The organism is Thauera sp. AutoDN2 (assembly GCF_051280715.1).
Classification (GTDB): domain Bacteria; phylum Pseudomonadota; class Gammaproteobacteria; order Burkholderiales; family Rhodocyclaceae; genus Thauera.
On record NZ_JBNCAR010000012.1, the window covers coordinates 61,760 to 80,851 of the forward strand.

The 19,092-nt window shown below is 65.1% G+C and carries 13 protein-coding genes; 7 read left to right on the top strand and 6 right to left on the bottom strand.

Annotated elements, in window-relative coordinates:
- The first annotated feature begins 14 nt into the window (after positions 1 to 14).
- The 3 genes from accC (at position 15) to ypfJ (ending at position 4,813) form a co-directional block, all read left to right on the top strand.
- Positions 15 to 2,003 (top strand): acetyl-CoA carboxylase biotin carboxylase subunit, encoded by a 1,989-nt coding sequence (gene accC, locus ACPT9U_RS09090; RefSeq protein WP_435750676.1) that lies wholly within the window; start codon positions 15 to 17, stop codon positions 2,001 to 2,003.
- Between the two features lie 440 nt (positions 2,004 to 2,443).
- The gene (locus tag ACPT9U_RS09095; RefSeq protein ID WP_435750677.1) at positions 2,444 to 3,847 is read left to right on the top strand and encodes a KamA family radical SAM protein; all 1,404 of its coding nucleotides are present in this window, start codon (positions 2,444 to 2,446) and stop codon (positions 3,845 to 3,847) included.
- 99 nt (positions 3,848 to 3,946) lie between these two features.
- Positions 3,947 to 4,813, top strand: a complete 867-nt coding sequence (ypfJ, locus tag ACPT9U_RS09100; protein WP_418363678.1) for a KPN_02809 family neutral zinc metallopeptidase — start codon at positions 3,947 to 3,949, stop codon at positions 4,811 to 4,813.
- 118 nt (positions 4,814 to 4,931) lie between these two features.
- Here ypfJ and ACPT9U_RS09105 read toward each other — a convergent pair whose 3' ends face one another.
- From ACPT9U_RS09105 to ACPT9U_RS09120, 4 genes are all read right to left on the bottom strand, one after another.
- Complete coding sequence (locus tag ACPT9U_RS09105; protein ID WP_435750678.1) at positions 4,932 to 5,411, bottom strand: VOC family protein; 480 nt, start codon at positions 5,409 to 5,411, stop codon at positions 4,932 to 4,934.
- A gap of 145 nt (positions 5,412 to 5,556) precedes the next feature.
- Positions 5,557 to 6,285 carry a response regulator transcription factor gene (locus tag ACPT9U_RS09110; RefSeq protein WP_435750680.1) on the bottom strand — a complete coding sequence of 243 codons (729 nt, stop codon included), beginning with the start codon at positions 6,283 to 6,285 and terminating at the stop codon, positions 5,557 to 5,559.
- On the bottom strand, positions 6,276 to 8,372 hold the full coding sequence (locus tag ACPT9U_RS09115) for a PAS-domain containing protein (RefSeq protein WP_435750681.1): 2,097 nt from the start codon (positions 8,370 to 8,372) through the stop codon (positions 6,276 to 6,278). The genes ACPT9U_RS09110 and ACPT9U_RS09115 overlap by 10 nt, the downstream gene beginning before the upstream one ends.
- Positions 8,373 to 8,539: 167 nt before the next feature.
- Complete coding sequence (locus tag ACPT9U_RS09120) at positions 8,540 to 9,520, bottom strand: AraC family transcriptional regulator (protein WP_418363787.1); 981 nt, start codon at positions 9,518 to 9,520, stop codon at positions 8,540 to 8,542.
- A 240-nt stretch (positions 9,521 to 9,760) separates the two neighbouring features.
- Between ACPT9U_RS09120 and icmF the strand changes: the two genes are divergently transcribed.
- Together icmF and ACPT9U_RS09130 are read left to right on the top strand one after the other, a co-directional pair.
- Positions 9,761 to 13,027 (top strand): fused isobutyryl-CoA mutase/GTPase IcmF, encoded by a 3,267-nt coding sequence (gene icmF, locus ACPT9U_RS09125; RefSeq protein WP_435750682.1) that lies wholly within the window; start codon positions 9,761 to 9,763, stop codon positions 13,025 to 13,027.
- Positions 13,028 to 13,229: 202 nt separating this feature from the next.
- Positions 13,230 to 13,637, top strand: a complete 408-nt coding sequence (locus ACPT9U_RS09130; RefSeq protein WP_418363673.1) for a DUF2721 domain-containing protein — start codon at positions 13,230 to 13,232, stop codon at positions 13,635 to 13,637.
- Between the two features lie 98 nt (positions 13,638 to 13,735).
- Here the strand turns inward: ACPT9U_RS09130 and ACPT9U_RS09135 are convergent, their stop codons facing one another.
- Together ACPT9U_RS09135 and ACPT9U_RS09140 are read right to left on the bottom strand one after the other, a co-directional pair.
- On the bottom strand, positions 13,736 to 14,860 hold the full coding sequence (locus ACPT9U_RS09135; RefSeq protein ID WP_435750683.1) for a peptidoglycan -binding protein: 1,125 nt from the start codon (positions 14,858 to 14,860) through the stop codon (positions 13,736 to 13,738).
- Positions 14,861 to 14,863: 3 nt separating this feature from the next.
- A complete protein-coding gene (locus ACPT9U_RS09140) occupies positions 14,864 to 15,943 on the bottom strand; it encodes a flagellar motor protein MotA (RefSeq protein ID WP_435750684.1) in 1,080 nt (359 codons plus the stop codon).
- A 320-nt stretch (positions 15,944 to 16,263) separates the two neighbouring features.
- Between ACPT9U_RS09140 and ACPT9U_RS09145 the strand changes: the two genes are divergently transcribed.
- Complete coding sequence (locus ACPT9U_RS09145) at positions 16,264 to 18,249, top strand: AMP-dependent synthetase/ligase (RefSeq protein ID WP_418363670.1); 1,986 nt, start codon at positions 16,264 to 16,266, stop codon at positions 18,247 to 18,249.
- Positions 18,250 to 18,260: 11 nt separating this feature from the next.
- On the top strand, positions 18,261 to 19,085 hold the full coding sequence (locus tag ACPT9U_RS09150) for an ABC transporter ATP-binding protein (RefSeq protein WP_418363669.1): 825 nt from the start codon (positions 18,261 to 18,263) through the stop codon (positions 19,083 to 19,085).
- Positions 19,086 to 19,092: the final 7 nt, after the last annotated feature.

The window sequence follows — 19,092 nt, forward strand, 5'->3', positions numbered from 1 at the left end:
CGAGGAATAGTCACATGTTCAAGAAGATCCTGATTGCAAACCGTGGCGAGATTGCCTGCCGCGTCATCAAGACCGCCCGCAAGATGGGCATCGCCACCGTCGCGGTGCACTCCGAGGCGGACAAGGCCGCGCTATTCGTGGAGATGGCTGATGAGGCCGTCTGCATCGGCCCGGCGCCGTCCAAAGAGTCTTATCTGGTGATCGACAAGATCATCGCCGCCTGCAAGCAGACCGGCGCCGAGGCGGTGCATCCGGGCTACGGCTTTCTGTCCGAGAACGCCGAGTTCTCGCGCCGCCTGGAAGAAGAAGGCATCAAGTTCATTGGCCCGAAGCATTACTCGGTCGCCAAGATGGGCGACAAGATCGAGTCGAAGAAGCTGGCGATCGCAGCTGGCGTGAACACCATTCCCGGTTACAACGACGCGATCTCCGGCCCCGACGAGGCAGTCGAGATCGCGAAGAAGATCGGCTATCCGGTCATGATCAAGGCCTCCGCCGGCGGTGGCGGCAAGGGGCTGCGCGTGGCCTTCAACGACAAGGAAGCGCATGAAGGCTTCGCCTCCTGCGTCAACGAAGCGCGCAACGCCTTCGGTGATGACCGCGTCTTCATCGAGAAGTACGTGCTCGAGCCGCGCCACATCGAGATCCAGGTGCTGGGCGACTCGCATGGGAATTACGTCTATCTGAACGAGCGCGACTGCTCGATCCAGCGTCGTCACCAGAAGGTCATCGAGGAGGCGCCGAGCCCCTTCGTCGACCCCGCGATGCGCAAGGCGATGGGCGAGCAGGCCGTGGCGCTGGCGCGTGCGGTGAACTACGAGTCTGCCGGCACGGTCGAGTTCGTCGTCTCCGGCGCCACCAAGGAGTTCTACTTCCTGGAGATGAACACCCGCCTGCAGGTCGAGCACCCGGTCACCGAGCTGATTACCGGCCTTGACCTCGTCGAGCAGATGATCCGCGTGGCGTATGGCGAGAAGCTGCCCCTCGGCCAGGCCGACGTGAAGATCGACGGTTGGTCGATGGAATGCCGCATCAATGCCGAAGACCCGTTCCGCGGCTTCCTGCCGTCCACTGGTCGCCTGGTGAAGTTCCAGGCACCGGCCGAAGGCAATGGCGTGCGTGTCGACACCGGCGTGTATGAGGGCGGTGAGATCTCGATGTTCTACGATTCGATGATCGCCAAGCTCATCGTGCACGGCAAGGACCGCCAGGAAGCCATCGAGCGCATGCGGGACGCGCTCAATGCCTTCGTGATCCGCGGCATCAGTTCGAACATCCCCTTCCAGGCCGCGCTGCTGCAGCACCCGCGGTTCTGCTCGGGCAACTTCAACACCGGCTTCATCGCCGAGGAGTACCCGCAGGGCTTCGACGCCTCGATGGTGCCGCACGACGATCCGGCGCTGCTTGCCGCAGTCGCCACCTTTGCCCGCATGCGCTACATCGAGCGCGCGGTGCAGATCGAGGGGCAACTCGCCGGCCATGGCCGCAAGGTGGCCACGGATTGGGTGGTGGTCATGGGCGGCACGCAGTATCCGATGCACGTTGCCGCGATCGAAGGTGGGCTCGCCGTCACCCACATGGGCAAGACGTACAACATCGTGTCCGGCTGGACCTTCGGCGACCTGCTGTTCTCCGGCACCGTCAATGGTGCACCGGTCGGCCTGCAGATCGAGCGCCGCGGCCTGCGTTACCGCATCTCGCACTTCGGGCTGCAGGTGGAGCCCATAGTCATGACGGTGCGCGCCGCACACCTGCTGTCGCTGATGCCGGAGAAGCTTCCGCCCGACCTGTCGAAGTTCCTGCTGTCGCCGATGCCGGGCCTGCTGCGCGAGGTTTCGGTGAGCGAGGGGCAGGAAGTGAAGGCCGGCGAGAAGCTCGCCATCATCGAAGCGATGAAGATGGAGAACGTGCTCAAGGCCGAGCAGGACGGCAAGGTGAAGAAGATCGTCGCGAAGCCGGGTGCCAGCCTGTCCGTGGATGAAGTGATCATCGAGTTCGAATAATCGGACTCACTTCTTTCGATCGATGGGGAGGGAGACCCGGGCAACGCCCGGGTGCCTGTCGGCACGGGGCCTGCGCAAGCAGGCCTTTTTTTTGGTTCTTCGCGCATTTGCTGCCCTGTGCGGTCGGGCAGTGTGGCCTTAGGAAACGTCCATCGGAGGCGCTGGCGCGCGCGCAGTGAACTTTCGGATGCGTGCCCGGTCACATCCACGCATCTGTAAATTTGTGCAAAACAAATTTGTGACCTATCATCAAGGTCGCTCATCCGCCCCCTCTCCCAGGGGGTGTGCAATCCAGGCCCCGGGCTGCCCAGCAGCCTGATTCCGCAGGGCCCTTCCACATCATCCATGCAAGCCACGCGCCGATGTTTCGACATGCGGTGCGGTGCCGTGGGCGGCGCGAGACCGTTCCGCGAGACAAGAACAGACCAGGAGGACCTTTCATGAGCGCTCAAGTGCATGCACTCAAGGCCGTATCCAGCCGCGCCGCGGCTCCCAAGGCTGCTGCCGGATTCTTCGAGCCGGTGCCATTCAAGGTGTATACCCAGCGTGATCTGGACCGGATCGAACAGCTTTCGCAGCTGTCTCCGGAGCAACGCTTCGAGATGAAGGTGGTTTCGTCGGTGTTGCCTTTCCGTGTGAACCAGTACGTGATCGACGAATTGATCGACTGGAGCAATGTCCCTGCCGACCCGATCTTCCAACTCACCTTTCCGCAGCGCGGCATGCTCGCCCCGCAGCACTATGCGCGTATCGCCGAGCTGGTGCGCAGCGAGGCGCCGAAGGATGTGCTCGAGGGTGCGATCGCCGAAGTGCGCCACGCGCTCAATCCGCATCCGGCCGACCAGATGCAGATGAACATGCCGCTCGACGAACACGGCAAGCCGCTCGATGGCATGCAGCACAAGTACCGCGAAACGGTGTTGTTCTTCCCCAGCCAGGGACAGACTTGCCACAGCTACTGCACCTTCTGCTTCCGCTGGGCACAGTTCGTTGGCGACAAGGAGTTGCGCATCGCCTCGTCCGAGGCGAACGCGCTGCACGACTATCTGCGCAAGCATACCGAGCTCACCGACCTGCTTGTCACCGGCGGCGATCCGATGGTGATGAAGACGCGGCATCTGCGCGACTACCTCGAGCCGCTGCTGCGGCCCGAGTTCGATCACATCCAGACCATCCGGATCGGTACCAAGGCGCTGACTTTCTGGCCGCACCGCTTCCTGGGGGCCGAAGATGCCGATGACCTGATGCGCCTGCTCACGCAGCTGGTCGAGGCCGGCAAGCACGTCGCCATCATGGCGCACTACAACCATTGGAAAGAACTCGACACCGAGGTTGCGCAGGCCGCGGTCCGCCGCGTGCGCGCGACGGGTGCGGTGATCCGCGCGCAGGGGCCGCTGATCGCGCATATCAACGACGACCCGGCGGTGTGGGCCAAGCTGTGGAAGATGGAGGTCAAGCTCGGACTGGTGCCGTACTACATGTTCGTCGAACGCGACACCGGCGCGCGAAACTACTTCGAGGTGCCGCTCGCTCGCGCCTGGGAGATCTACCAGCAGGCGATCCAGCAGGTGTCCGGCCTTGCCCGTACCGCGCGCGGCCCGAGCATGAGCGCAAGCCCGGGCAAGGTGGAGATTCAGGGGGTGACCGAGATCGCGGGAGAGAAGGTGTTCGTGCTGCGCTTCATCCAGGGGCGCAATCCCGACTGGGTGCAGCGCCCCTTCTTCGCGAAGTACGATGAAGAGGCGACCTGGCTGGATCAGCTCGTGCCCGCGTTCGGCGAGACCAAGTGGTTCTGGCAGGACGAGTACGACGCGATCCGGGAAGACCGCCTGGCGGCTGCCTGATCCGGGTATCCCCTGCACCGGGAAGGGCTCGCCTGCGCGGGCCCTTCTTCCGTTCGGGCTGCTATGATCGAATCATCGATCGGCGCGGGGAGCAGGGGCATGGATTTCCGTAATGGCAGGGAAAGCCGCAACGTCGAGGACCGGCGAGGGCAAGGCGGTCGAAGGCTCGGCGGCGGCGGAAAGATCGGAATCGGCACCCTTATTCTGGCGCTGGTCGCGATGTATTTCGGCATCGATCCGAGCCTAGTGCTCAACACCGCCGACGTGGCGGCGCCCCCTGCCGTCGAATCGCCTCGGACGGCTTCGCCGCGCACGGAGGCGGAAGACGGGATGGCGCGTTTCGTGTCCATGGTGCTGGCGGATACCGAGGACACCTGGGGGCCGATCTTCAAGGCTGGCGGTGCGCAGTATCGTGAGCCGGGGCTGGTGCTCTACACCGGCGCCACGCGCAGCGCCTGCGGTGTCGGCCAGGCAGAGATGGGGCCGTTCTACTGTCCGGCGGACGGCAAGGTCTATCTCGATCTCTCCTTCTTCGATGAGCTGCATCGGCGCTTCGGCGCGCCAGGGGACTTCGCCCAAGCCTATGTGATCGCGCACGAGGTCGGCCATCATGTGCAGCACCTGCTCGGCATTCTGGACAAGGTGCAACAGACCCGTCAGCAGGTTTCGGAGCGTGAGGCGAACCAGCTTTCGGTGCGGCTCGAGCTCCAGGCCGACTGCCTCGCGGGTGTCTGGGCACACCACGCACAGCGCGCGCGGCAGGTGCTGGAGGCGGGCGATATCGAGGAGGGGCTGGCGGCTGCGAGCGCGGTCGGTGACGACCGCATGCAGAAGCGTGCGCAGGGATATGCGGTGCCGGACAGCTTCACGCACGGCAGCGCGGCCCAACGCGCACGCTGGTTCGGCAATGGACTGCAGAGCGGGGCGCTGCGCAGTTGCGACACCTTCTCCGCGTCATCGCTCTGAGAGGGCTCGTACGCGGGCGCATTTTGCGGACGAAGCGCCTGAACCCGGCGGCTTCAGCGCCGGGAAGCCCGAAGGCGGGCCGGCCTTGGCAGGCCCTTGTGCCTTCGGGTGCAGTGGATCAGTTGCCGGCGAGCCGGGCGAAGGCCTCGATGACCTCCTGTGGGGCCTGAACCAGCTCGACCAGCACGCCCTCGCCACCGATCGGGAACGCCTCGTTGCCCTTCGGGTGCAGGAAGGTGATGTCGTAGCCGGCCGCGCCGCGCCGGATTCCGCCCGGTGCGAAGCGCACGCCGCTGGCGCTCAGCCACTCCACCGCCTTGGGGAGGTCGTCCACCCACAGGCCGACATGGTTCAGGGGCGTAGCGTGCACCGCGGGCTTCTTCTCCGGGTCCAGCGGCTGCATCAGGTCCACCTCGACCTTGAACGGGCCGCTGCCCATGGCGCAGATGTCCTCGTCCACGTTCTCGCGTTCGGAGACGAAGTTCCCGGTGACTTCCAGCCCAAGCATGTCGACCCACAGGGTCTTGAGCTTTTCCTTGCTCGGACCACCGATGGCGATCTGCTGAATGCCGAGGATCTTGAACGGGCGCTGGGACATGGCGGGTACCTGTGATCTGAAGTTAAGAATTCATAATTATAGCCAGCAAGGCCGACGCTGCGGATGCCCGTACGCGGGTCTCGTCTGCGCCATTCGTTGGCCGATCGTTTCCGGCCCGCTCGCCCTTCGGCTCGCCATTTCTCCCTCAGCACCACTCGACCTGCGCCGAAAAGAGGTAGCCGGCACCGTAGACGGTCTTGATCAGGCGTGGGTTCTGCGGGTCGTCGTCGAGCTTGCGCCGCAGACGCGAGATTCGCACGTCGATGCTGCGGTCGAAGGGGTCGAGGTCGCGGTCGCCGAGCAACTGCTCGCGAGAAAGGATCTTGTTCGGCCTGCGCAACAGCGTCAGCAACAGGCCCGCCTCGGCTGCCGAGAGTGAGAGCGTGCGCCCGTCTGGAGCGGTGAGCGCGTGCTGGGCGGCGTCGAATTCCCAGCCGGCGAAGCGTGCGCTGTTGGGGGCGTCCGCCTGGGATGGGCTTACGCTGCGCTGATAGCGACGCAGGATGGAGCGCACGCGTGCGACAAGCTCGCGTGGCTCGAAAGGCTTGACGATGTAATCGTCCGCACCAAGCTCGAGCCCGAGCACACGGTCGGTAACGTCGTTGCGGCCGGTGAGGATGAGCACGGCGCAGGGGCTGCCCTCCTGGAGCTCGCGTACGACCTGCATGCCGTCCATGTCCGGCAGGCCGAGGTCGATGATGCACAGCTCGGGGGCTGTCTGCCGCGAACGCATGAGCAACTGGCGGCCGGTGCTCATGTGTTCGCAGCGAAAACCGTACTCGCCCAGGCTCATGCAGGTCAGGCGCGCGACATCGGGATCGTCCTCGAGCACAAAGATGGTCGGCTGCGCGGTGTCGGTCGGGCTCATGGGCATTGCGGGGCAGTCTCCGTCGGGGCATTCGAGGTCAGAACCGAGGCGAGCACGCTGGCGAGTGCGGCCTGGTCGAAGGGTTTGCGCAGGGTCGGAACGCCTGCGGGCAGATCGTCTGCGTGTGCGGTTTCGCTTGCGTACCCGGTGACGAGCAGGATCGGCAGATCCGCGCGAAGGGCGCGCGCACGACGCGCTAGTTCGCGTCCTCCGATGCCGCCGGGCATGACCGTGTCGCTGACCAGCAGCGCGATGTCGTCCACATTCTGCAGCAGGCCGAGCGCCTCCACGCCGTCTGCAGCCTCGATCACGGTGTACCCGAGCGTGGTGAGCTGCAGGCGGATGACCTTGCGCACCTCGGGCTCGTCCTCCACCAGCAGCACCGGTCCGGACAGGGCGGTGAGGTTGGCGGCGGGGCGCGGTGCGGCGCTCTCGGCAATCGCTGTTTCGCTTGTTGTCGGCAGCACGAAGCGCACATGCGTGCCACGTCCGGGCGTGCTGCGGATGCGGATGTTGCCTCCCGACTGGCGTACGAAGCCGTACACCATCGACAGCCCGAGGCCGCTGCCGCCGCCGAAGGGTTTTGTGGTGAAGAAGGGTTCGAACACGCGCTGCAGCACTGCGGGCTCGATGCCCTTTCCGCTGTCGCCCACGTCGATCTGTACGTAGTCGCCCGGTGGTACCTCGACCACGGTCGAGAGTGCCTTGTCGAGCTTGCGCGGCGCCACCGCGATGGTGAGTTCGCCACCCTCCGGCATGGCGTCGCGTGCGTTGATTGCGAGGTTCAGGATCGCGTTCTCGAGTTGGTGTGGGTCCACGAGCGCATGCAGCGGCGCCTGGGGCATGCGCAGGTGGATGCGGATGGTTTCGCCCAGTGTGCGCGCGAGCAGGTGGGTCATGTTGTGCACCAGCGCGCCGACCTCGACTGCGCGCGGCTCCAGCGTCTGCCGACGCGAGAAGGTGAGCAGGCGGCGGATCAGCTCCGCACCGCGGCGCGCTGCCTGAAGGGATGGGTCGACGAACTCGGCGCCCGCACCGCCACCGATGCGCTGCTGCAGCGCGGACAGGTTGCCGATGATGATGGTGAGCAGGTTGTTGAAGTCGTGCGCAAGGCCGCCGGTCAGTTGTCCGACAGCCTCCATCTTCTGCGCCTGCACCAGGGCGGCCTGACTGGCCTTCTGCTCGGTGATGTCGGTCGACATCACGAAGAAGCCCACGGTGGTGCCGTCGGAGGCGAACTCGGGCACGATCACGCTGCGTGCATGCACGGTGCGCCCGTCGCCGAGCTGGCGGGCGTACTCGTAGCTGACCTGCTCGCCATCCCGCGCACGCTCGAGGTAAGGCAGGATCTGCGTGAAGATCTCCTGCCCGAACACCTGCTCGATGCTGCGACCGGTAATCGACTCCTTGGTCAGCCCGAACCAATCCGCGTAGCCCTTGTTCGCGAAGCGATAGATGTTGTCGCGGTCCACGTAGGCGATCAGGGCCGGGATCGAGTCGATGATCAGTTGCAGCCGGTTCTCGCTGCGACGTAGTGCGCCGGCGATGTCGTCGATCTCGATGTTCGCCTGCGCGAGACGTGCGTTGGCCGCCTGCAACTCGGAGGTGCGTTCGCGCACACGCGCCTCGAGCTGGGTGTTCTGCTCCTCGATCACCGCCGCGTAGCGACGCTGTTCGGTGATGTCGGTCCAGAGCGAGACGAAGCCGAGGTTGGGGATCGGCACGCCCCGGACAGCGAGGATGCGTCCATTCGGGCGCGCGCGCTCGACGTAGTGCGGCTCGAAGCTGCGCGCGGCGGCCATGCGCTCCCGGATCAGGGGTTCGATGTCTCCCGGGCCGTACTCGCCGCGCTCGGCGTTGAAGCGGACGAAAGCCTCGAAGGGCGTGCCCACGCGCACCATCGACTCGGGAAAGTCGAGCAGGCGCAGCAGCGCCTTGTTCCAGGTGACGAGTTTCGGCGTGGCGTCGAATACGGCAATGGCCTGGTCGAGCAGATCCAACCCTGCCAGCAGCAGGTCGTAGCGCCTGCGCTGCTCGGGTGACAATGCCGCCGCGGGGGTGCCGTTGTCTTCAGCGGGGGACGTGCTGCCCAAGGCTGTCTCCGTGTGTCCTTGACGTGGCCGGGATCCTGTGCCCGGAATCTTTGCACGATTCGGCCGTTCCCGTAATGGGCGGGATCCCGCATGTGGGCGGCGCGTCGCCGGACTATGTTGGCGAAAGATTGACGTTAACGTCAACCTCGCAACGCACCATGCGCCGCTCAGCGTGCGCGCGGGCGCGCCTGGTTCCGAAAGCGCTCCGGAGACATCCCCGACCAGGCGACAAAGGCGCGGTAGAAGGTGGACGGATCAGCGTAACCCAGTTCGGCCGCGATGTTTGCGACGGGGTGCTGTGTCTTGGCCAGGCGCGCATAGGCGATGTCGCGTCGCGTGGCCTCCTTGATGGTGCGAAAGCCCGAGCCTTCCTCCTCGAGCCGCCGGTGCAGGGTGCGGGGGGACAGGTGCAGACGGTCGGCAACGTCCTCGAGCGATAGGTTCAGTGGCAGGGCGTCGCGCAGGATGTCGCGCACGCGGAACACCATTTCGCGGTCGCGGCGGTAGAGCATGGTGATCTTGCCCGGTGCGCCGTGGAGAAAACCAGCGAGCGCTGCCTCGTCGCGGCGCAGCGGCAGATCGAGCAGGTTTGCCTGCAGCCGGGCCACCAGCTGTGCGGCGTCGAAGTGCGAGTGCTCGGTGTAGACCAGGGCGTAGTCCTCCGCATGCTGCGGGCGGGAGTAGGGGAACTCCACCGCGTCGAGTGCCAGGCCTCGGCCTACGAACCAGCTTGCCACGCCGTGCAGCAGACGCAGCAGCCATTCGTAGGCGAACACGCGAGCGGGTGAATCCCGCGCGTCGCCGAGGCTGCCGCCGTCGTCCAGCACGAGCTCGGCGCGTGCACCATCACGCTGTATACGGACCTGAAAGGCCGGAAGCACGATGCGCAGGAAACGGATGGCGCGATTGAGCGCCTCTTCCAGCGTGGGGGCGCCCAGCATGGCGCGGCACAGGAACTCGAAGCTGCCCACCGGCATGGGTTGTGGCAGCAGCCCGAACGCTTCGTCCTGCAGGGCTTCGATGCACAGGTTGTACAGCACCGCGTAGCGTTCGACTGGCACGCGGCTGGCGGTATCTGCAAGGGCGATGCCGGCGCGCGCGAGCAGGGGCGCGGTGTCCACGCCGCGCCCCTGAAGGCCCGAAAGCATGCCGGTGACGAAGCCCGTGGCAACCGTTGCCCTGCGCCGTCGGCTGCGCGCCGACGGCGCAGGAGGCGCGATGTGCGCTTGCTTGGAAGCCGGGAACTGGGCAGGCATGACGCTTCGGATCGGCATGGAATCGATATAGATTGGCAGATTTTGCACGATCGGCGTCCGCAAGCGCAATGGCGAACCGCTCGCGGGCCTTCTAAAATTGCAGAGTTAGCCCATTCCATGGAGAGGTTCGACATGACCGACCTGAGCGTTGCGCACAAGCTCTCGCCCTACAAGCCCAAGAACAAGGTGCGCTTCGTCACCGCCGCGGCACTGTTCGACGGCCACGATGCCTCGATCAACATCATGCGCCGCATCCTGCAGTCGACCGGCTCCGAGGTGATCCATCTCGGTCACAACCGTTCGGTGGGCGAGATCGTCAACGCCGCGCTGCAGGAAGATGTGCAGGGCATCGCGATCACCAGCTACCAGGGCGGTCACGTCGAGTTCTTCAAGTACATGATCGACCTGCTCAAGGCCAACGGCGGCGAGAACATCAAGGTCTTCGGCGGCGGCGGCGGCGTGATCGTGCCAGCTGAGATCAAGGAATTGCACGAATACGGCGTCACCCACATCTTCTCGCCCGAGGACGGCGCCAAGATGGGCCTGCAGGGCATGATCAACAGCGTCGTCGAGCGCTGTGATCTCGACGTCACCAAGGCTGCGCCACAAAAGGCCGATGCGGTGCTGAAGGCGCTCGCCGCCGGCGACCGTCGTGCGCTGGCACAGATCATCACCGCGCTCGAGAATGGTGGCTATGGCGACGACGTCAAGAAAGCGCTGATCGACGCCGCGGCCAAGACCAAGGTGCCGACGCTGGGCATCACCGGCACCGGCGGTGCGGGCAAGTCCTCGCTCACCGACGAGCTCGTGCGCCGCTTCCGTCTCGACCAGGACGACAAGCTCAAGCTCGCAATCGTGTCGATCGACCCCTCGCGCAAGCGTACCGGCGGCGCGCTGCTGGGCGACCGCATCCGCATGAACGCGATCGAGCACGACAACATCTACATGCGCTCGCTCGCCACCCGCGACACCGGTTCGGAAGTCTCGGCCGCGCTGCCCGAAGTCATCGCCGCGTGCAAGCTGGCGGGCTTCGACCTGGTGGTGGTCGAGACCTCCGGCATCGGCCAGGGCAACGCCGCGATCGTGCCCTTCGTCGATCTGTCGCTGTACGTGATGACCCCCGAGTTCGGCGCCGCCAGCCAGCTCGAGAAGATCGACATGCTCGACTTCGCCGACTTCGTCGCCATCAACAAGTTCGACCGCAAGGGCGCGCAGGACGCGCTGCGCGACGTCGCCAAGCAGTACCAGCGCAACCGCGAACTGTTCAGCCAGCGTCCGGAAGAGATGCCCGTGTTCGGCACCATGGCCGCGCGCTTCAACGACGACGGCGTCACCGCGCTGTACCAGGCTATGCTGCCGGCGCTGGTGGGCAAGGGCCTGAAGGTCGCCAAGAGCAAGCTGCCGGTGGTGAAGGTCCGCGCCTCGTCCGAAGGGCGCGCCATCGTCCCGGCTGACCGTACCCGCTACCTCGCCGAGATCGCCGACACCGTCCGCGGCTATCACAAGCAGGTCGAGCAGCAGGCGCGCGTCGCACGCGAGCGCCAGTCGCTGAAGATCGCGAAGGGCCTGTTCGAGCAGTGCGGCAAGGATGCCGGCTCGTTTGACGAGCTGATCAACTGGAAGGATGGCGAGCTCACCCCGCAGGCCAGGAAGTTGCTTGAACAGTGGCCGACCGAGAAGGCGCTGTACGCCGCCGACGAGTACGTGGTGAAGATCCGTGACAAGGAGATCCGCACCCAGCTCACCCACACCTCGCTGTCGGGCAGCAAGATCCGCAAGGTGGCGTTGCCCAACTTCGAGGACGAGGGCGAGACGCTCAAGTTCCTGATGAAGGAGAACGTTCCCGGCTCCTTCCCCTACACCGCCGGCGTGTTCGCGTTCAAGCGCGAGGGCGAGGACCCGACCCGCATGTTCGCGGGCGAGGGCGACGCCTTCCGCACCAACCGCCGCTTCAAGAAGGTGTCCGAGGGCATGCCGGCGCATCGTCTGTCGACCGCCTTCGACTCGGTCACGCTGTACGGCTGCGACCCCGACCTGCGCCCGGACATCTACGGCAAGATCGGCAACTCCGGCGTGTCGATCGCCACGCTCGACGACATGAAGGTGCTCTACGACGGCTTCGACCTGTGCGCACCGACCACTTCGGTGTCGATGACGATCAACGGCCCGGCGCCGATCATCCTGGCCTTCTTCTTCAACACCGCGCTCGACCAGCAGATCGCCAAGTTCAAGGCCGACAACGGCCGCGACCCGACCGAGGACGAGTACGCCAAGATCAAGGCGTGGACGCTGTCGACCGTGCGCGGCACGGTGCAGGCCGACATCCTGAAGGAAGATCAGGGCCAGAACACCTGCATCTTCAGCACCGAGTTCGCGCTCAAGATGATGGGCGACATCCAGGAGTACTTCGTCCATCACAAGGTGCAGAACTTCTACTCGGTGTCGATCTCGGGCTACCACATCGCAGAGGCCGGCGCGAACCCGATCAGCCAGCTCGCCTTCACGCTGTCGAACGGCTTCACCTACGTCGAGAGCTACCTGGCGCGCGGCATGCACATCGACGATTTCGCGCCCAACCTGAGCTTCTTCTTCAGCAACGGCATGGACCCGGAATACTCGGTGATCGGCCGCGTCGCCCGCCGCATCTGGGCGGTGGCGATGAAGAACAAGTACGGCGCCAATGAGCGCAGCCAGAAGCTGAAGTACCACGTGCAGACCTCGGGCCGCTCGCTGCACGCGCAGGAGATGGACTTCAACGACATCCGCACCACGCTGCAGGCGCTGATCGCGATCTACGACAACTGCAACTCGCTGCACACCAACGCCTACGACGAGGCGATCACCACGCCGACCGAAGAGTCCGTTCGGCGCGCGATGGCGATCCAGCTCATCATCAACCGCGAGTGGGGCCTGGCCAAGAACGAGAACCCGAACCAGGGCGCCTTCATCATCGAGGAACTCACCGACCTCGTCGAAGAGGCGGTGCTCAAGGAGTTCGAGGCCATCGCTTCCCGCGGCGGCGTACTCGGCGCGATGGAGACCGGCTACCAGCGCGGCAAGATCCAGGAGGAGTCGCTCTACTACGAGCACAAGAAGCACGACGGCTCCTACCCGATCATCGGCGTGAACACCTTCCTCAACCCGAAGGGCCAGGCGCAGCAGGAGATCGAGCTGGCGCGTTCGACCGAGGAAGAGAAGCAGGGCCAGTTGAAGCGCCTCGCCGACTTCCACGCCCGCAACAAGGCCGAGGCGCCCAAGTGGCAGGCCAAGCTGCAGCAGGCCGTCATCGACAACAGCAACGTGTTCGAAGTGCTGGTCGATGCGGTGCGCTACTGCTCGCTGGGCCAGATCACCGAGGCGCTGTACAAGGTCGGTGGCCAGTACCGCCGTAGCATGTAAGCCTCAAGGTTTCTCCCCCCTCTCCCAATTGGGACACGGCGCTTCGGCGCCGTTTTTTTTTAGCACCCCGATTCGGGGCCCCCATGCTGTGCCTCCATTCGTTGGCACCTGGGGCCCTTGAGACCGTCGGGCGCTCTTCTCGTGGGGCGCACTCTGCGCTGGGCGATAGAATGCGGTGTTCCGCAACAGGCCCGGATTCGCGATGAACCTCACCACCCCTGCGCTGCTGTTCCCGGCGATTTCACTGCTCTTGCTCGCATATACGAACCGCTTCCTCACGCTCGCGCAGGTGATCCGGCAACTCAACGCCTCCAGCGATCGCGCGGCGCCGTTGGTGCAGTGCCAACTGCCAGGGTTGAAGCGGCGGATCATGCTGACCCAGTACATGCAGGGCTTCGGGGTGCTCAGCTTCCTGCTCTGTGCGCTGTCGATGTTTGCGCTCTTCGTCGAGGCGCAGACCGCGGGGCAATGGATGTTCGGGATCAGCATCGTGATCCTGGCGATGTCGCTCGTGCTGTCGCTGATCGAGGTGCTGATCTCGACCGAGGCGCTGTCGGTGGTGGTGCAGGATCTCGAGAAGGCCGGAAGCAGGCGGGACCGCGGCGCCTGAAACCGGCTGGACCTGAAGCGCGTACGGTGGTCGGCGCCGCTGTTCGTCGTGGGGCGGGGTTGCCCGCACCCACGACGAACAGCACGGCTGCGGCGCGCTCAGCGGCTGGTCAGCTTGAGCTCGATGCGCCGGTTGCGCGCGTGGGCCGCCTCGGTGCCTGCCGTGTCCAGCGGGTGGAACTCGCCGTAGCCGGTAGCGGCGAGGCGCTCGGGCGGAACGCCCTGGCTGCGCAGGAATTTTACGATGGCGAGCGCACGTGCGGTCGAAAGCTCCCAGTTCGATGGGAAGCGCGCGGTGGAGATCGGCCGGCGATCGGTATGGCCATCGACCTGGAGCACCCAGGGCAGATCCTTCGGCATCTCCGCAGAGAGGGTTTTCAGGGTTTCTGCCAGACGGGTGAGCTGAATGAACCCGTCGGGGCTGACCTCGTCCGAGGCCGAGGGGAACAGCACCTCGCTGGAAAAAACGAAGCGGTCGCCGACGATCTGCACGTCCTTGCGGTCGCCGAGTACGGCCTGCAGACGCCCGAAGAACTCGGAGCGGTAACGTGCGAGTTCCTTCACGCGGGCGGCCAGCGCGAGGTTGAGCTCGCGCCCGAGCTCTTCGAGCTTGAGGTCCTTGTCGCGTGCTGCGGCCTCGGCGCTGGCCAGCGCATTGTTGAGCTGTTCGATCTGTTCGCGCACCGCGGCAAGCTGGCGATTGAGCAGTTCGACCTGAGCGATCGCAGCGGCCGACATCTCCTGCTGTTCCTTCAGCCCACGCTCCGAGGTATCGAGCGCACTCGCCAGGCGCGCGGCCTCGGCCTCGAGTTCTGCCTTGAGCTTCTGGAGCGCCGCGATGTCGGCCGACAGGCGCGCGGCCTCCTCGCGCTGCGTCTTGGCCTCGTCCTGCGCAGCGTGCAGTTCGTCGCGCGAGGCGAGCAGCTCGTTGCTCAGCGCCTCGCGCTCTCGCTCCGAGGCGGTGAGTGAGGCGCTCAGCTCGCCGACCATGACGTCCGCACGTTCGCGCGCGGACTTCTCCAGGCTCAGGGTCTGCGCGAGTGCGGCGAGCTCGGCGTTCAGTTGGGCGAGCGCTCGGTCGCGGCCGCTGACCGCGTCGGCGAGCACGAACTGGCCGATCACGAACACCAGGATCACGAACACCATCACCATCAGCAGTGATGCGAGCGCGTCCACGAAGCCGGGCCAGAAGTCCAGTGGCCGGCGGCGGGCGAGTCGGGCCATGGCTCAGTCCGCCTTGTTGCCGGAAGCACCGCCCAGCGCTGCGCCGATGGTTCGCGAGAGCAGGCGTAATTCGGCGCGCAGGTCCTCGGTGAACTGCGTGCCCTGTGCGGGCTGCTGGGCGAGCTGGCGGATCAGGCCGCGCAGGTCGTCCTGGGTGGCCGAGAGTGCGGACAGATCACGTGATTCGCGGCCGATGAGGTCGGCCAGGCGGGTGAGCTGGTTGTTGAGCTCGCCCAGGTGCTCGGCGGTGACACGACGCTCGCGCTCGGACTCGGCCGCCGAGCGCTGCATGCGCTCGATGCTCTCGGCGGTCTGCTCGAGCAGCGCCTGTACGTAGGCGGGTACGTTGCCTTCGCCCTCCATGCCGACGCCCGAGGGCAGCTTGGTGATGTTCGAGAGCCACTCTTCAAGTTCATTGTAGAAACGGTTCTGCGCGTGGCCGGACTGGAGGTCGAGGAAGCCGACGACAAGCGAGCCGGCAAGACCGAACAACGAGGTCGAGAAACTGGTCGCCATGCCACCCAGGGGCGCGTCGAGCTTGGCCTTGAGCGCCTCGAACATGGCCACCGGGTCGCTGCCCACGCTCAGGTTGCCGATGATCTCGCCGATCGAGCGGATGGTTGCGAGCAGTCCCCAGAAGGTGCCGAGCAGGCCGAGGAAGATGAGCAGCCCGATCAGGTAGCGGGACAGATCGCGCTGTTCCTCGAGGCGGATCTGCACGCTGTCGAGGATCGAGCGGGTGGATGCCGGGGAGAGGTGGAACTGACCGCGCTTGCGGCTGGAGAGCAGGCGGGCCATCGGAGCGAGCAGGACCGGACGCAGGCCGGTTTGCGCCGGGCCCCCGTCCGACTGCTGGAACGCCTCGATCCACAGCACTTCGCGCTGCAGTCGCCAGACCTGGCGCAGGTTGACGAGGATGCCCACGGCAAGCACGAACAGGATCACGCCGTTGAAGGCGCCGTTGGCGAGAAACGCATGCTTGAGCTGGGGAACGAGCGCAGCCGCGAGAACGGCCACAAGTGCGAGAAAGACGGCCATCCAGGTCGTGACGTGGACGGGTTTGGTGAAGTCCTTGCGTTCCATCGGGCGTGTTCCGGGTGAGGGTGACGGCATCTGCCCGGAGCGAAAGACCGGGCAGGCGCGAGTCTAGCGCGAACGGGCTTGCCCAGTCAGTCCGGCAACCGCTGATTTGTCGATTGGAGGCTCCAGTTGCGAGGCGCCGGCACTTTTCGCCCGGTTGCAACAATTCAGTACATTCCACAAACAGTTGCGCAAAGGTGCCTTGCCACACTCCAGCCTCAACTGGATCGGACGCTCGTCGGCGTCCCGCCCGAGCCACGACAAGATCACGAAGCGGCCGCGGCGCAGCGTCCAGACAGGGACAACCAAAGGAGGAGTGTGGAATGGACACACGCATGAGCGCGTCCGACCACCGTCAGGGCGAAGTGGTGCTGGACACCTTCCCGCGCTACCTGATGCATCACGCACAGGTACGTCCGCAGCAGGCGGCGATGCGAGAGAAGGCGTACGGAATCTGGCAGACCTACACGTGGGCGCAGGTTGCCGAGAATGTTCGTGCAATCGCCTGCGGGCTGGCGGAACTCGGCTTCAAGCGCGGCGACCGGCTCGCCATCGTCGGTGACAACCGTCCGCGCCTGTACTGGTCCGTCGCGGCATGCCAGTGCCTTGGCGGCATCCCGGTCATGTTGTACCAGGATGCGGTGGCGCAGGAGATGGTCTATGTGCTGCAGGATGCCGAGATCCGCTTCGCGGTGGTCGAGGATCAGGAGCAGGTCGACAAGATGCTCGAGATCCTGCCCGAGGCGCCGATGCTGGAGCACGTGATCTACGACGACCCGCGGGGCATGCGCCACTACGCCCAGACCATGCTCAAGGGGCTGGATGAGTTGCAGGAGATGGGCCGCATTCACGACCGCAACCAGCCGGACTTCCTGACGGGCGAGATCGACAAGGGCGCCTCCGACGACATCTCGATCATGCTGTACACCTCGGGCACCACCGGCAAGCCCAAGGGCGTGTGCCAGACGCACGGCGCTTTTGTCGCCGCGGCGCGCGGTGCGATCCTGTTCGACAAGCTCACCGACAAGGAGGACATCCTGTCCTACCTGCCGATGGCCTGGGTGGGGGATCACCTGTTCTCGTTCGCGCAGGCCACGGTCGCCGGATTCACCATCAATTGCCCGGAGTCGGGTGAAACGGTGATGACCGACCTGCGCGAGATCGGCCCGACCTACTACTTCGCCCCGCCGCGCGTGTTCGAGAACCTGCTCACCCAGGTCATGATTCGCATGGAGGATGCTGGTAGCCTCAAGCGCAAGGTCTTCCACCACTTCATGGACGTCGCCCGTCGCTGTGGCGCCGACATTCTGGACGGCAAGCCGGTGTCGGGGGGCGATCGCTTCCAGTACTGGCTGGGCAACCTGCTGGTGTACGGGCCGCTGAAGAACGTGCTCGGCATGAGCCGGATCCGCGTCGCCTACACCGCAGGTGCAGCGATCGGTCCGGACCTGTTCCGCTTCTACCGCTCGATCGGCATCAACCTCAAGCAGCTCTACGGCCAGACCGAGACCTGTGCCTATGTGTGCCTGCAGCCCGACGGAGAGATCAAGCTTGATTCGGTGGGCAAGCCGGCGCCTTTCGTCGAGGTCAAGCTCGCCGACAACGGCGAGATCCTGGTCAAGGGGCCGATGCTGCTCAAGGCCTATTACAAGCGCCCGGACGCCACTGCCGAGTCGATCAACGCCGAAGGCTACTTCATGACTGGCGACGCCGGCTTCTTCGACGAGGATGGGCACCTGAAGATCATCGACCGCGCCAAGGATGTCGGCAAGATGGCCGACGGCACGATGTTTGCGCCCAACTACATCGAGAACAAGCTCAAGTTCTTCCAGCATGTAAAGGAAGCGGTCACCTTCGGTAACGGCAAGGCGTTCGCGACCGCCTTCATCAACATCGACCTCGAGGCGGTGGGCAACTGGGCGGAGAAGAAGGGCATGGCCTACTCCGGCTACGCCGACCTCGCCCAGCAGGGTGCGGTGTACGAACTGATCCGTGACTGCGTGGAGAAGGTCAATGCCGATCTGGCCGCGGACCCCAACATGAGCGGCTCGCAGATCAAGCGCTTCCTGATCCTGCACAAGGAACTCGATGCCGATGACGGGGAACTGACCCGCACGCGCAAGGTGCGGCGCAACTTCATCGCGGAGAAGTACGGTGTGCTGATCGATGCCCTGTTCGAGGGCCGCAAGAGCCAGTACATAGAGACCCAGGTGAAATACGAGGACGGCCGCACCGGCAAGGTTTCCGCCGATCTTCGCATCGAGGAAGTGAAGACCTTCGCGGCGCAGGCCGGCAAGCAGGCGGCCTGAGGAGACGAGGCATGAACATGACCGACATGAACACCGCCCCGACCGGGGCGCAGGCCGGGCGCCGGTTCGGCGACGTGATCCTCGACCTGCAGAACATTTCGCTGCGTTTCGGGGGCGTCAAGGCGCTCACCGACATCAGCTTCAACATCCGCGAGCACGAGGTGCGGGCCATCATCGGCCCCAACGGCGCGGGCAAGAGTTCGATGCTGAACGTGATCAACGGCGTCTACCACCCGCAGGAAGGCCGCATCATGTTCCGCGGCGAGGAGCGCAAGAAGATGGAGCCGCACATGGCGGCCCAGCAGGGGATCGCACGCACCTTCCAGAACATCGCGCTGTTCAAGGGCATGAGCGTGCTCGACAACATCATGACCGGGCGCAACCTGAAGATGAAGTGCAACATCTTCCAGCAGGCGCTTTGGCTCGGTCCGGCGCTGCGCGAGGAGATCGCGCACCGCGAGAAGGTCGAGGAGATCATCGACTTCCTCGAGATCCAGCACATCCGCAAGACGCCCGTGGGGGCGCTGCCCTACGGTCTGCAGAAGCGTGTCGACCTCGGTCGCGCGCTGGCGATGGAGCCGCAGATCCTGCTGCTCGACGAGCCGATGGCGGGCATGAACGTCGAGGAAAAGCAAGACATGTGCCGCTTCATCCTCGACATCAGCGACCAGTTTGGCACCACGATCGTGCTGATCGAACACGACATGGGCGTGGTCATGGACATCTCCGACCGCGTGGTGGTGCTCGATTACGGCAAGAAGATCGGCGACGGGACGCCGGACGAAGTCCGGAACAACCAGGATGTCATCAACGCCTACCTGGGCAGCGGCCACTGAGCGGAGC

Bases quoted from the DNA above. Each gene is read 5' to 3' on its own strand.
- ACPT9U_RS09145 (WP_418363670.1), top strand. From the start codon at position 16,264: ATGGACACACGCATGAGCGCGTCCGACCACCGTCAGGGCGAAGTGGTG.
- accC (WP_435750676.1), top strand. From the start codon at position 15: ATGTTCAAGAAGATCCTGATTGCAAACCGTGGCGAGATTGCCTGCCGC.
- icmF (WP_435750682.1), top strand. From the start codon at position 9,761: ATGACCGACCTGAGCGTTGCGCACAAGCTCTCGCCCTACAAGCCCAAG.
- ACPT9U_RS09105 (WP_435750678.1), bottom strand. From the start codon at position 5,411: ATGTCCCAGCGCCCGTTCAAGATCCTCGGCATTCAGCAGATCGCCATC.
- ACPT9U_RS09135 (WP_435750683.1), bottom strand. From the start codon at position 14,860: ATGGCCCGACTCGCCCGCCGCCGGCCACTGGACTTCTGGCCCGGCTTC.
- ACPT9U_RS09140 (WP_435750684.1), bottom strand. From the start codon at position 15,943: ATGGAACGCAAGGACTTCACCAAACCCGTCCACGTCACGACCTGGATG.
- ypfJ (WP_418363678.1), top strand. From the start codon at position 3,947: ATGGATTTCCGTAATGGCAGGGAAAGCCGCAACGTCGAGGACCGGCGA.
- ACPT9U_RS09150 (WP_418363669.1), top strand. From the start codon at position 18,261: ATGAACATGACCGACATGAACACCGCCCCGACCGGGGCGCAGGCCGGG.
- ACPT9U_RS09110 (WP_435750680.1), bottom strand. From the start codon at position 6,285: ATGCCCATGAGCCCGACCGACACCGCGCAGCCGACCATCTTTGTGCTC.
- ACPT9U_RS09130 (WP_418363673.1), top strand. From the start codon at position 13,230: ATGAACCTCACCACCCCTGCGCTGCTGTTCCCGGCGATTTCACTGCTC.
- ACPT9U_RS09095 (WP_435750677.1), top strand. From the start codon at position 2,444: ATGAGCGCTCAAGTGCATGCACTCAAGGCCGTATCCAGCCGCGCCGCG.
- ACPT9U_RS09120 (WP_418363787.1), bottom strand. From the start codon at position 9,520: ATGCTTTCGGGCCTTCAGGGGCGCGGCGTGGACACCGCGCCCCTGCTC.